This is a genomic window from Halomonas shengliensis (genome assembly GCF_900104135.1).
GTDB classification, from domain to species: Bacteria; Pseudomonadota; Gammaproteobacteria; order Pseudomonadales; family Halomonadaceae; genus Halomonas; species Halomonas shengliensis.
The window spans coordinates 40525-53651 of the sequence record NZ_FNIV01000011.1 but is presented as its reverse complement, the minus strand read 5'-3'; the positions used below and the strand labels follow the sequence as shown (position 1 = coordinate 53651).

At 65.8% G+C, this 13127-nt stretch carries 14 protein-coding genes; 2 read left to right on the top strand and 12 right to left on the bottom strand.

Features of this window, described 5'->3' with window-relative positions; all coding sequences use genetic code 11:
• Positions 1-48 precede the first annotated feature (48 nt).
• From BLP95_RS14260 to BLP95_RS14205, 12 genes are all read right to left on the bottom strand, one after another.
• Positions 49-1788: an ABC transporter substrate-binding protein gene (locus tag BLP95_RS14260; protein ID WP_089680511.1), complete on the bottom strand. Its 1740-nt coding sequence runs from the start codon at positions 1786-1788 to the stop codon at positions 49-51.
• Between the two features lie 65 nt (positions 1789-1853).
• Positions 1854-2126 carry a DUF2160 domain-containing protein gene (locus BLP95_RS14255; protein WP_089680509.1) on the bottom strand — a complete coding sequence of 91 codons (273 nt, stop codon included), beginning with the start codon at positions 2124-2126 and terminating at the stop codon, positions 1854-1856.
• A 12-nt stretch (positions 2127-2138) separates the two neighbouring features.
• Positions 2139-2915, bottom strand: coding sequence for a carbohydrate ABC transporter permease (locus BLP95_RS14250; RefSeq protein ID WP_031217885.1), 777 nt, complete (start codon positions 2913-2915; stop codon positions 2139-2141).
• A 118-nt stretch (positions 2916-3033) separates the two neighbouring features.
• Positions 3034-3918 carry a carbohydrate ABC transporter permease gene (locus BLP95_RS14245; RefSeq protein WP_023005390.1) on the bottom strand — a complete coding sequence of 295 codons (885 nt, stop codon included), beginning with the start codon at positions 3916-3918 and terminating at the stop codon, positions 3034-3036.
• Positions 3915-5012, bottom strand: a complete 1098-nt coding sequence (locus tag BLP95_RS14240) for an ABC transporter ATP-binding protein (protein ID WP_089680507.1) — start codon at positions 5010-5012, stop codon at positions 3915-3917. Before BLP95_RS14240 ends, BLP95_RS14245 begins: the two co-directional genes overlap by 4 nt.
• A gap of 1 nt (position 5013) precedes the next feature.
• Positions 5014-6105 (bottom strand): ABC transporter ATP-binding protein, encoded by a 1092-nt coding sequence (locus BLP95_RS14235; RefSeq protein WP_089680505.1) that lies wholly within the window; start codon positions 6103-6105, stop codon positions 5014-5016.
• A 282-nt stretch (positions 6106-6387) separates the two neighbouring features.
• A complete protein-coding gene (gene upp / locus BLP95_RS14230; RefSeq protein WP_023005387.1) occupies positions 6388-7017 on the bottom strand; it encodes a uracil phosphoribosyltransferase in 630 nt (209 codons plus the stop codon).
• A gap of 119 nt (positions 7018-7136) precedes the next feature.
• Entirely contained in the window at positions 7137-7835 is a 699-nt protein-coding gene (gene ung, locus BLP95_RS14225; protein WP_089680503.1) for a uracil-DNA glycosylase, read from the bottom strand.
• Positions 7836-7851: 16 nt separating this feature from the next.
• Positions 7852-8331, bottom strand: a complete 480-nt coding sequence (gene gpt / locus BLP95_RS14220; protein WP_089680502.1) for a xanthine phosphoribosyltransferase — start codon at positions 8329-8331, stop codon at positions 7852-7854.
• A gap of 3 nt (positions 8332-8334) precedes the next feature.
• Positions 8335-8880 carry an adenine phosphoribosyltransferase gene (locus BLP95_RS14215; RefSeq protein WP_023005384.1) on the bottom strand — a complete coding sequence of 182 codons (546 nt, stop codon included), beginning with the start codon at positions 8878-8880 and terminating at the stop codon, positions 8335-8337.
• Positions 8881-8902: 22 nt separating this feature from the next.
• A complete protein-coding gene (locus BLP95_RS14210; RefSeq protein ID WP_089680500.1) occupies positions 8903-10204 on the bottom strand; it encodes an NCS2 family permease in 1302 nt (433 codons plus the stop codon).
• A gap of 157 nt (positions 10205-10361) precedes the next feature.
• Positions 10362-10991, bottom strand: coding sequence for a riboflavin synthase subunit alpha (locus BLP95_RS14205; RefSeq protein WP_089680498.1), 630 nt, complete (start codon positions 10989-10991; stop codon positions 10362-10364).
• 386 nt (positions 10992-11377) lie between these two features.
• On the opposite strand from BLP95_RS14205, the gene BLP95_RS14200 reads away from it, so the two are divergent.
• Together BLP95_RS14200 and BLP95_RS14195 are read left to right on the top strand one after the other, a co-directional pair.
• A complete protein-coding gene (locus BLP95_RS14200) occupies positions 11378-12439 on the top strand; it encodes a methionine ABC transporter ATP-binding protein (RefSeq protein WP_089680496.1) in 1062 nt (353 codons plus the stop codon).
• The gene (locus tag BLP95_RS14195) at positions 12420-13073 is read left to right on the top strand and encodes a methionine ABC transporter permease (protein WP_089680495.1); all 654 of its coding nucleotides are present in this window, start codon (positions 12420-12422) and stop codon (positions 13071-13073) included. The genes BLP95_RS14200 and BLP95_RS14195 overlap by 20 nt, the downstream gene beginning before the upstream one ends.
• Positions 13074-13127 lie beyond the last annotated feature (54 nt).

The following is a 13127-nucleotide window of genomic DNA, read 5'->3' as shown; positions in this document are numbered from 1 at the left end:
GCCTGTGAGGGTCGCGAGGGGTGGGCGGCGGACCGCCCACCCGGCGACTCAGCGGGTGCCGGCGGCCATCCACGCCTCCATCATCTCGTCATAGGGCACGGTCTCGCCCTGGGGGCGCTCGTCGGCGAGCTTGGCCTTGGGCGCGCCCGGCTCGTCGAGCCACTCCTGGGGATCCCGCTCCTCGTTGAGGTTGGGGGCATAGACCGCGAAGACCCCGGCACGGGCCAGGCGTGCCATGATGCTGTCGAGATCCCCGGCAAGGTTATCCAGCGCTTCCTGCGGTGAGATATCGCCGCTGACCGCCGGCGCCAGGTTCTGCCACCACAGCGGGGCCATCCGTGGATAGTCCGGAACGTTGGTGGAGGAAGGCGTCCAGTTGGATTCGTTGGGGCTGCGGTAGAACTCCACCAGTCCACCGAGCTTGGGGGCCATCTCGGTCATCTGCTCGGAGAAGACATCGGACTCGCGGATCGGCGTCAGGCCCGCCATCAGCTTCTCCAGCGACACCGTCTTGGATACGGTGAACTGGGCGAACAGCCAGGCGGCGGTGCGACGATCCTCGGGCGTGGAGTCGAAGAAGGTCCAGGCCCCCACGTCCTGGTAGCCGACCTTCATGCCCTCCTCCCAGTAGGGCCCGGTGGGCGACGGCGCCATGCGCCACTTGGGATTGCCCTCGTCATCGGTGACCGGCAGGGAGGGGTCGGTCATGTCGGCAGTGAAGGCGGTGTACCAGAAGATCTGCTGAGCGACGTTGCCCTGGGCAGGCACCGGTCCCGCCTCCCCGAAGGTCATGCCCCGGGCCTCGGGGGGTGCATACTTGTCCAGCCACTCCACCATCTTGGTGACGGCGAACACCGAGGCCGGGGCGTTGGTGGCGCCGCCGCGGCTGACGCTGGCGCCCACCGGCTCGCTTGCCTCGTTGACGCGGATCCCCCAGTCGTCCACCGGGTTGCCGAAGGGCACGCCGGGGCTACCCATGCCGGCCATGGAGAGCCAGGAGTCGTGGAAGCGCCAGCCCAGCGAGGGGTCGCGACGCCCATAGTCCATGTGCCCGTAGACCGTCTCGCCGTCGATCTCGCCGACGTGCTCTGAGAAGAACTCGGCGATGTCCTCGTAGGCCGTCCAGTTGGTGGGGACCCCGAGATCGTAGCCGTAGATGTCGCGGAACTGCTGCTGGAAGTCCTCGCGCTGGAACCAGTCATAGCGGAACCAGTACAGGTTGGCGAACTGCTGGGTGGGGAGCTGGTAGACGCTGCCATCGGGACCCGTGCCGTACTGCAGCCCGATGAAGTCATCGAGGTCCAGGGTCGGCAGGGTGTAGTCGGCCCACTCGTTCGCCATCGCCTCGGAGAGGTTGATGGTGGTGCCGTAGCGGATGTGGGTACCGATGGCGTCGGAATCGTTGACGTAGCCGTCGTAGATGTTACGACCCGACTGCATCTGGGTCTGCATGTTGTTGACGACATCCCCCTCGCCGATGATGTTATGGGTGATGTCGATCCCGGTCAGTTCGCTGAAGGCCTCGGCCAGCACATCGCGCTCGTAGATGTGGGTGGTCAGGCCCTCGGCGACGGTGTTGATCTCCATGTCGCGGAACGGCTCGGCCGCCTCGGCGAACCACAGCAGCTCCTCGATCTGCTCCTCACGGGTAAGGGTCGAGTTCTGGAAGTGTTCGTCCACCAGCCGCTCGGCGATGGCACGGGCATCATGGTTGTCGGCGTGCAGGGCGCCACTGGCCAGCGTGACGCCGGCCGCCAGCAGAGAGAGTCGCATTGTTGTCGCTTTCATGTTGACCTCTTGGGTTGTGAGGGTTCGTCCATGAACCTTGTGTCATTCGGCTCCGTGCGTTTCTGTCAGCCCCAGCGCATCAGGATCACCAGCCACAGGATCGAGACGGCCAGCGCCAGCCAGAGGTTGAACGGGGTGAAGCCCACCACCACCAGGTGGATGTAGGCCGCGCAGACCAGCCCGATGAACAGACGGTCACCGCGGGTGGTGGCGATCGGCAGGAAGCCCTTGCGCTCCACCGTGGGAGAGGCAATCTCCCAGGCAGTCATGCCAAGCAGGAGGGCGGCGATGGTTGCGAAGAAGATCGCCGTGGACGTGGTCCATACCATCCATTCCATGACACGCTCCTCTCAGGTCCGGCCCAGGGCGAAGCCCTTGGCGATATGATTGCGCACGAAGTAGACGACGACGATGCCGGGCAGGATGGTCAGCACTCCGGCCGCGGAGAGCGCGCCCCAGTCGATGCCTGAGGCGCCCTTGGTCTGGGTCATCACCGAGCCGATGGGCTGGGCATTGGTGGCGGTGAGGGTACTGGCCAGCAGCAGCTCCACCCAGGAGAACATGAACAGGAAGAACAGTGTCACGCCGATGCCGGAGCTGATCATGGGGATGAAGATCTTCACGAAGAAGCGCGGGAAGCTGTAGCCGTCGATGAAGGCGGTCTCGTCGATCTCCTTAGGCACACTGCTCATGAAGCCCTCGAGGATCCACACCGCCAGGGGGATGTTGAACAGGCAGTGGGCCAGCGCCACGGCGACATGGGTGTCGAATAGCCCCACGGTGTAGTAGAGCTGGAAATAGGGCAGCAGGAACACCGCGGGCGGGGCCATCAGGTTGGTCAACAGCCAGAAGAAAAGGTGCTTGTCACCGATGAAGCGGTAGCGGCTGAAGGCGTAGGCCGCCGGCAGGGCCACGCTGATGCTGATCAGCATGTTCATCACCACGTAGGCGATCGAGTTCACGTAACCCATGTACCAGCTCGACTCGGTGACGATCTTGGCGTAGTGCTCCAGGGTGACGTCCTGGGGCCATAGCGTCAGGCCGCCGAGGATCTCGCTGTTGGACTGGAGCGACATGTTGAGCAGCCAGTAGATCGGCAGCAGGACGAAAACGATGTAGGCGGTCATCAGGCCACGGCGGCGCCACTGGCGTGAAGCGGACCGGGCCTGACGGCGGCGGAGATTGTCGGTCCGGGCGGCGCGCTCGCGCACGGCCTCGGGGGTGGTCGGCAGGCTGCGGTTCATGTCAGGTCCCCTTCTGCTGCTTATCTTTCTGCAGGTTCATGATGGCGGTGTAGAAGACCCAGCAGACCAGCAGGATGATCAGGAAGTAGATGATCGAGAACGCCGCGGAGGGTCCCAGATCCTGCTGGCCGATCGCCATGGTGGTGAGGGACTGGCTGAGGAAGGTGGTGGAGCTGCCGGGCCCCCCGCCGGTCAGCACGAAGGGTTCGGCGTAGATCATGAAGGAATGCATGAAGCGCAGCAGCACGCCGATGACCAGCACGTTGGTCAGCTTGGGCAACTGGATATAGCGAAAGACCGCCCATTGGGAGGCGCGATCGATGCGCGCCGCCTGATAGTAGGCATCCGGGATGGAGCGCAGGCCGCTGTAGCAGAGCAGTGCGATGAGCGGCGTCCAGTGCCAGACATCCATCAGGATGATGGTGCCCCAGGCATCCGTGGCGCTACGAGTGATGTTGTAGCCATAGCCCAGCTCGCGCAGCCCCCAGCCCATCAGGCCGATATCACCACGAGTGAATATCTGCCAGATGCTGCCCACCACGTTCCACGGGATCAGCAGTGGCATGGTGACGAGGATCAGTACCGCCGAGGCCTGCCAGCCCCGCTTGGGCATCAGCAGTGCGATGCCGATGCCCAGCGGCACCTCGATCGCCAGCACCGTGAAGGAGAAGGCGAACTGCCGCAACAGCGCCATCTGCAGGGCGGGGTCGTTGAGGGTCGCCTCGAACCATTCCACCCCGGTGAAGAAGCGGGTGTGGGTGTCGAAGACATCCTGGACGGAGTAGTTCACGACCGTCATCAGCGGAATGATGGCCGAGAAGGCGACCAGCAGCAGCATGGGCAGGATCAGCCACCAGGCGCGGTTGTTGTAGACCTTGTGGTTCATGGAGACACCTCCACCCGATATTCGTCGACATAGAGCCCCAGCCGGTCGGAGGGGAAGCGCAGCCAGGCCTTCTTGTGCGGGAGTGGCTCGTCCTCCTCCACGCGGGCCTTGAGCCTCTGCTCACCCAGGCGCAGGGAGAGGATGGCGTAGGTACCCAGGTCCTGGATGTCGAGCACCTCGGCCAGCATGGCATCGGGGACCTCCTCGGCATGCACCGCCACGAACTCCGGCCGGATCCCCAACTTGAGGTTGGTCGAATGCCTCCCGGAGAGTGAACGCACGAACGCCTCGCCCACTTCCAGCGGCGTCTCGCCGCACATCACCCGGTCGCCATCGAGGGCGACAGGCAGGAAGTTCATGCCGGGACTGCCGATGAAGTAGCCGACGAAGGTGTGGTTGGGAGCCTCGAAGAGCTCGCGGGGGGTGCCGAACTGCACCACCTGGCCTTCGTACATCACCGCGATCCTGTCGGCGAAGGTGGAGGCCTCGAGCTGGTCGTGCGTCACATAGACCATGGTGATGTTGAAGCGCCGATGGATCTCCTTGAGCTTGCGACGCAGCTTCCACTTCAGCTGGGGGTCGATGACGGTCAGCGGCTCGTCGAAGAGGATCGCCGAGACATCATCGCGCACCAGGCCGCGCCCCATGGAGACCTTCTGCTTCTCGTCGGCGGTGAGGTTCTTGGCCTTGCGCCTGAGCTGGGGGGTCAGTTCAAGGACGTCTGCCACCTCGAGCACCCGCTCCTTGATCCTGGCAGGTGGCGTGCCGATGTTGCGCAGCGGGAAGGCGAGGTTGTCGAAGACGGTCATGGTGTCGTAGACCACCGGGAACTGGAACACCTGGGCGATGTTGCGCGCCTCCGGCGGCAGTGAGTTGACCCGCTCGCCATCGAACAGCACCTCCCCCCCCGAAGGCTCCAGCAGCCCCGAGATGATGTTGAGCAGGGTTGACTTGCCGCAGCCCGAGGGACCGAGCAGCGCATAGGCGCCCCCCTGGTGCCAGACATGGTCCATCTCGCGGATGGCGTAGTCCTCGGGACCCTTGGGATCCGGAAGGTAGGAGTGCGCCAGGCCCTTGAGGGTGATCTCTGCCATCTCAGCCCCTCCCCGCATGGTGGGTGGGAATGTGCACCACGCCGCCCTGGCGGTCGAAGGCGTAGACCTTGTGGGCGGGGATGAAGAGCCTGACCGCCTGGCCGACCTCGAACTCGTGTACCCCCTCCAGGTGCACGGTGAGATGAAAGCGCTCGTCGGCGACGTGCAGGAAGGTCTCGGAGCCGCTGATCTCGGCCATGTCGACGCCCATCACGATTTCGATATCGTCCTCGGCGCGACGCGTGAGCGAGACGTGCGCCGGGCGCACGCCGAAGCGGTACTCGCCGGGCAGCAGGCGGCTCAGGTCGGCATTGAGTGGGAAGTGCACCTCGCGATCGAAGGTCACCTCGTTGCCGGAGACGATGCCATGCAGCACGTTGATCGGCGGCTCCGAGAAGAGCTCCGCGGTCTGCAGGGTGAGCGGGCGATGGTAGACGTCCTCGCTGCGGCCGTATTGCAGCAGGCGCCCCTCGTGGAGGACGGCAGTATGGCCACCGAGCGCCAACGCCTCGGCCGGCTCGGTGGTGGCATAGACGGCAATGCAGTTGCGCTCGCGGAACAGGGCCCGCAACTCCTCGCGCAGCCCTTCGCGCAGCTTGTAGTCGAGGTTCACCAGCGGCTCGTCGAACAGCACGATGTCGGCGTCCTTGACCAGCGCTCGGCCCATGGCGGTGCGCTGCTGCTGGCCACCGGAGAGCTCAAGGGGCTTGCGGTCGAGCAGATGTTCGATATGCAACATCTCGGCGGTCTGCCGCACGCGCCGATCGATCTCGGCTGCCGCCACCCGGGCCAGCCTCAGCGGCGAGGCGATATTCTCGTAGACGCTCAGAGAGGGATAGTTGATGAACTGCTGGTAGACCATGGAGACGTTGCGCCGTCGTACCGAGACCCCGGTGACGTCCTCGCCGTTCATCTTCACGCGGCCACGGGTCGGTGTGTCCAGGCCGGCCATGAGGCGCATCAGGGTCGTCTTACCGGCCAGGGTCCGGCCGAGCAGGACATTGAAGGAGCCGGGCTCCAATTCCAGGCTGACGTCGGCGATATGCGTCTCACCTCCGACGCTGAGATCGATATGTTCAAGACTCAGGGACATGGCGTGTCTCGGTTGTTCGTTGTTGTGGCATGGCGACGAAAACGACGTCCAGCCAGCATAGAACAGGCGCGATTCCTTGACACGAATGTTGATAAACGAAAATTTGGTTTTCGCCGCCGGGGAGCCACCATTCCAAGGCAAGCAATTGAAACACTGGCGAAAAAAGAGTGACTACAACTTTTGGCGCAGAGGGTCGCCGCGGGATCCCGCGAGCAGGGTCAGGAACGACGACGGGGCGTGTTCACAGATGAACACGCCCCGTCGCACAGGCAGGGTGAGAGGTCAGCGGGTACCGAAGATCTTGTCGCCGGCGTCCCCGAGGCCGGGCACGATATAGCCGTTCTCGTCGAGGTGGTCGTCCACCGAGGCGGTGTAGATCTCGATGTCCGGATAGGCCTCCTGGACGCGCTTGATCCCCTCGGGGGCAGCCACCAGCACGATCACCTTCATCTGCTTGCAACCACGCTCGCGCAGCATGTCCAGGGTGGCCACCATGGTGCCGCCGGTGGCCAGCATGGGATCGATCACGATGGCCATGCGCTCGTCGAGGTCACCCGCGAACTTGGCGAAGTAGGGCACCGGCTCGAGGGTCTCCTCGTCGCGGTAGAGGCCCACCACGCTGATGCGGGCGCTGGGGATCAGGTCGGTGACGCCGTCGAGCATGCCAAGCCCGGCGCGCAGGATGGGCACGATGGTGACCTTCTTGCCCTTGAGCAGCTGCACCGGGATCTTCTCGCCGCTCCAGCCATCGATCTCCTGGGTCGCCAGCTCCAGGTCCTGGGTCGCCTCGTAGGTGAGCAGCTTGGCCAGCTCGCCGGCCAGTTCGCGGAAACTCTTGGTGCTGATGCCGGCTTCGCGCATCAGGCCCAGCTTGTGCTGGACCAGGGGGTGCTGGATGGCGTGGACGCTCATGGGAGGACCTCTTTCACTGGTGCGACGGCAGTCGCTGGCGGCGGAAAGGTGCATCGACCTTGGTCGGATGGACCACGGCGACAAATTGCGCGCCATTCTACCCGCATCCCGCGTGGAGGTTAAGGCGAACCCGCGTCCGGTCGCTCGGGCAGCTGCCAGTCGATGGGCGCACGGCCGTGTTCGACCAGGAAGGCGTTGGCCCGGGAGAAATGGTGGTTGCCGAAGAAGCCGCGATGGGCGGAGAGCGGCGAGGGGTGCGGCGACTCCAGCACCAGGTGGCGCGAGGCATCGATCAGCGCCTTCTTCTTCCGCGCATGGCTGCCCCACAGCAGGAACACCGTAGGCGGTGCGTGGGCGTTGACCACCTCGATGGCACGGTCGGTGAAGGTCTCCCAGCCACGGCCGCGATGGGAGCCGGCATTGCCCTGCTCCACGGTCAGCGAGGCGTTGAGCAGCAGCACCCCCTGGCGCGCCCAGTGCTCGAGGTTGCCGTGGGCCACCGGGCGGAAGCCCACGTCGTCGGCGAGCTCCTTGTAGATGTTGACGAGCGAGGGCGGGATGCGTACCCCGGGCTTCACCGAGAAGCAAAGCCCGTGGGCCTGGCCCGGCCCGTGGTAGGGGTCCTGGCCCAGGATCACCACCTTGACGCTATCCAGGGGGGTGAGCTCGAAGGCGCGAAACCACTCCGAGGAGTGGGGGTAGATCACCTTCCTGGCCGCCTTCTCGGCGGCCAGGAAGTCGCGCAGCGCCTGCATGTAGGGGGCCTCGAACTCCTCGTCGAGCCACTGCCGCCAGCTGTCGGGTAGCGGTGCCGCCATGCCTGCCCTCCTCGCCTCAGCGCCGGACCTGGTCGGCCAGTGGCTCGACGTAGGCCACGCCCATGTCCCAGGGGAACTGGATCCAGCAGTCCTGGGCAACCTCGGTGAGATACTGGTCCACCAGCGGCTTGCCCTCGGGCTTGGCATAGACGGTGACGAAGTGCGCCCGGGGCAGCATCTCGCGCACCTTGCGGGCGGTCTTGCCGGTATCCACCAGGTCATCGACCAGCAGCCAGCCCTCGCCGTCGTGGTCGACGCCCTTCATGACGTCGAGCCCGCCCTGCTCCATGTGGTCGTAGCTCTTGATGCAGACGGTGTCGATCAGGCGCACGTTGAGCTCGCGGGCGATCAGGGCCGCGGGAATCAGGCCGCCGCGGGTGATGGCCACGATACCCTTGAAGTCACGCTCCACCAGGCGATGGCAGAGCTCGCGCACGTCGCGGTGCAGCTGGTCCCAGGAGACGGTGAAGTGCTGGTGGTAGCGGTTGCTGCTCATGGCTCACTCGTCCTCGGTGAAGGAACAGACCGCGAAGACGCCGTAGCCGGCCTCGCGGATACGCGCCGAGCCGCCGAGGTCCGGCAGGTCGACGATGGTGGCGGTCTCCACCACCTGGCCACCGCTGCGGCTGATCAGCTTGGCGGCGGCCAGCATGGTGCCGCCGGTGGCGATCAGGTCATCGACGATCAGGATACGGTCGCCCGCCTGGAAGGCGTCGGAGTGGAGCTCCACCTCGGCCTCGCCGTACTCCAGGGTGTAGGTCTCGCTGATGGTACGGAACGGCAGCTTGCCCTTCTTGCGCACCGGCACGAAGCTGCAGCCCAGCTCGTAGGCCAGGGGCGCGCCGACGATGAAGCCGCGGGCATCGATGGCCGCCACGGCGTCGATGTCCATCTCCTGGTAACGGTGCACGAAGCTGTCCACCAGCTTGCGGAAGGCCGCGCTGTTCTGCAGCAGCGGGGTGATGTCGCGGAAGTTGACCCCCGGCTGCGGCCAGTCGGGGACGGTGCGGATGACGGACTTGATGTAGTCGCCGTAGATGCTCATGGCGGGTCTCGGTAGTGAGTGATCAGTCGAGGAACAGGAACTTGGCGGCGAACAGCAGGGCCAGCACGATCACCGCGGGGTTGAGGTCACGGAAGCGCCCGGAGAGTGCCTTGATGGCCACGAAGCTGATGAAGCCCAGCGCGATCCCCTCGGCGATGGAGAAGGTCAGCGGCATGGCCAGGGCGGCGATCAGCACCGGTGCGGCATCGGTGGGATCCTCCCAGTTGGCGTGGGCCAGGCTACCAGCCATCAGCACCGCCACGTAGAGCAGCGCGCCGGCGGTGGCGTAGGCCGGGATGGAGCCCGCCAGCGGGGCGAAGAACAGGCTGATCAGGAACAGCACCGCCACCACCACGGCGGTGAGACCGGTGCGCCCGCCCGAGGCGATGCCCGCGGTGGACTCCACGTAGCTGGTGGTGGTGGAGGTCCCCAGCACCGCACCGGCCATGGAGGCGGTGCTGTCGGCCATCATCGCGCGCCCGATACGCGGCAGCTTGCCGTCCTTATCGAGCAGCCCGCCCTTGTGGGCGACGCCGATCAGGGTGCCGGAGGTGTCGAAGAGGTCGACGAACAGGAAGGCGAAGATCACGCTGAGCATGGCGACGTCCAGCGCCCCGGCCAGGTCCAGGGCCATCAGCGTCGGCGCGATGGAGGGCGGCATGGCCATCAGGCCGCCATACTCGTTATGGCCCAGCACCATGGCCAGCACGGTGATGCCCAGGATGCCGATCATCACCGCGCCGGTCACCCGCATGTAGGAGAGCGCGGTGATCACGAAGAAGCCCAGCAGGGCATAGAGCGCCGAGGGCTCCGAGAGGTCCCCCACCGAGACGAAGGTGGCGGGGTTGGCCACCACGATGCCGGCATTCTTCATGGCGATCATCGCCAGGAAGAGCCCGATGCCGGCGGCTATCCCTAAGCGAAGGGAGAGCGGGATCGAGTTGATGATCCACTCGCGCACCCGGAAGATGCTGAGCAGGAAGAAGGTCAGGCCCGAGAAGAAGACCGCACCCAGCGCCGCCTCCCAGGTGTAGCCCATGCCCAGCACCACGCCGTAGGTGAAGAAGGCGTTGAGCCCCATGCCCGGCGCCTGGGCGATGGGATAGTTGGCCCACAGCCCCATCACCAGGCAGCCCAGCGCCGCGGCCAGGCAGGTGGCGACGAACACCGCGCCGTAGTCCATGCCCGCCTCGGAGAGGATGCTGGGGTTGACGAAGATGATGTAGGCCATGGTCAGGAAGGTGGTGATCCCGGCGATGACCTCGGTCTTGATGCTGGTGTCGTGCTCGGACAGCTTGAACTGCTTGTCGATCAGGCTCTTCATGGGGCGGGTTCCTGGGCGCGTTGACGGGACGTTCCGGCGGCAAGAAAAGCCGCACATGGTAACCAAAGCCTCGCGGCGATGCGAGGCGATGACGTCAGCAACGGTAGGAGCTTGCCACGCCGTGCGCCAGCGGCGGCACCAACGCCATCCCGACGCTTCAGAGGCCGCGCGCCTCCAGCAACCGCTCCACCGTCTCGACGATGGCCTGGGTCTGGGGGTCGATCTCGATGTTCACCCGGTCGCCGGGAAGACGCTCGCCGAGGGTGGTGCGATGCAGGGTCTCGGGGATCAGGTTGACGCAGAAGCGCGGGCCGTGGCCGGCCGTGGCGGGGTGCACCTCGCCGATGGTCAGGCTCGCGCCGTCGACGCCGATGTAGCCCTTGTCGAACAGAAAGCGTCCCAGGGCATGGGGCAGCTCGAACCACAGGCGACGGTTGTGGGGGGCCTCGTCGAGCTCCACCAGCTCGGCGACGGCCATGACGTGACCGGACATGGCATGCCCGCCGATCTCGTCGCCGAAGCGAGCGGCACGCTCGATGTTGACGCGATCGCCCACCGCCAGGTCACCCAGGTTGGTCACCCGCAGGGTCTCGCGCATCAGGTCGAAGCTGACCCGCTCGCCCTCGATGGCGGTCACCGTCAGGCAGACCCCGTTGTGCGCCACCGAGGCACCGATCTCGAGCCCCTGGCGAAGCGCCGGCGGCAGGGCGACGACATGGGTACGGAAGGCCTCGGCCTCCTGGATGGCCACCACCTCGGCGGTGCCCTGGATGATACCGGTGAACATGGCGGCTCCTGGCAGCTGGCGCCCACGGCGGGGCAAGGAAAGGAGCACGAGTGTAGGCAATTCGTCATGCTCGCGTCCATCGCCGGCCCGGGCCGCAACATCCACCACCATTGCCACGTTTTGCAAAGGATATTTTGGCATCGGTGGTCATGGACCAGACCACTCGTCGCCGCGATTGACAGGGTAACGGGCTGGCCCTATCCTTGCCGGCTACATTGAACGGCGCCGATTTGAACCCGGCTTGCGGGCGCCCGCGTCATGCCCTGTGCATGGCGTGAAGTGCAGCTAAAAGGGTGTGTCCAGCGTTGATGGCCACCCGCAAGGGTGGCCTTTTTTTTGCCCCCGGTCCTGCACCGCCCGCCTCGGCGCCCACTGCGGTGGTCCCCATGATCGAACTCCACGACGTATCCAAGACCTATGTCCTCAAGGGGCGCGGCGGCGGCATCGCCCGAACCGTCCCGGCCCTGAAGAAGATCGACTTCCATGTGCCCGCCGGCCGCATCCATGGCGTGATCGGCCTCTCCGGCGCCGGCAAGTCGACCCTGATCCGCTGCGTCAACCTGCTCGAGCGCCCCACCACCGGCACCGTCACCGTGGACGGCCAGGAACTCACCGGCCTGTCGCGCGCGGCGCTGAACCAGGCGCGTCATCGCATCGGCATGATCTTCCAGCACTTCAACCTGCTCACCAACCGCACGGTGTTCGCCAACGTGGCCCTGCCGCTGGAGCTGATGGGCGTGAAGCGCGCCGAGATCCAGGAGCGGGTCACCCCGCTGCTGGAACTGGTGGGCCTCGCCGACAAGGCGAGCCAGTACCCGGCCCAGCTCTCCGGCGGACAGAAGCAGCGAGTGGCGATCGCCCGGGCGCTGGCCAGCCGCCCCAAGGTGCTGCTCTGCGACGAGGCCACCTCGGCGCTGGACCCCCAGACCACCGCCTCCATCCTGGCGTTGCTGCGCGACATCAACCGCAAGCTCGGCCTGACCATCCTGCTGATCACCCACGAGATGGAGGTGGTCAAGTCGATCTGCCACCGGGTCAGCCTGATCTCGGACGGCGAGCTCGTCGAGGAGGCGGAGGTGGGCGACTTCTTCACCGCCCCCCGGACCCAGCTGGGGCGCGAGTTCCTCAACGACTTCCTCAAGCTCGAGCCGCCCCGGGCGCTGATCGAGCGACTCGAGGAGACCCCCGGCACACACAGCCACCCGGTGGTGCGCCTGGCCTTCTCCGGCGACGCCGTCTCCACCCCACTGGTCTCCCGCCTGGCCCGGGAGTGCGGCGTGGACGTCAGCATCCTGCAGGCCAAGGTGGAGTCGATCCAGGAGCGCACCCTGGGGCTGATGATCGCCGAACTGATGGGGCCCGCCGAGAAGACCCGCGAGGCCCTCGCCTACCTCGAATCCCATGACCTGCACGTGGAGGTGCTCGGCCATGTCCAGCGCGATGCTTGACCTGATCCTCGAGGCGACCCTCGACACCCTCTACATGGTGGCCATCTCCGGGGTGATCTCGGCCCTGGTGGGCATCCCCCTGGGGGTGCTGCTCTACGTCACCCGCCCGGGGCAGGTGCTGGCCCAGCCGGTGCTCAACGGCGTGCTGGGGGTGGTCACCAACATCGGCCGCTCGATCCCCTTCATCATCCTGATGGTCGCGATCATCCCCTTCACCAGGCTCCTGGTGGGCACCTCCATCGGCACCAACGCCGCCGCCGTACCGCTGACCATCGCCGCCATCCCCTTCATCGCCCGGCTGGTGGAGGGCGCGCTCAACGAGATCAACCCGGGCCTGGTGGAGGCCGCCCAGTCCATGGGCGCCACCCCCTGGCAGATCATCCACAAGGTGCTGCTGCCCGAGGCGCGCGGGGGCATCTTCACCGCCCTCACCGTAACCATCGTGACCCTGGTGAGCTACTCGGCCATGGCCGGCGCCGTGGGCGGCGGCGGCCTGGGCGACCTGGGCATCCGCTACGGCTACAATCGCTTCAACCCCACCATCATGCTGATCACCGTGGCGATCCTGGTGGTCATGGTGCAGGGCTTCCAGAGTCTGGGGGATTATCTGGTGCGCAAGAGCGACCACAAGTAGCCGCCTTGACACAGCTGATACCAAAAATCTATTAAAAGCATGCGGCTTATTCTT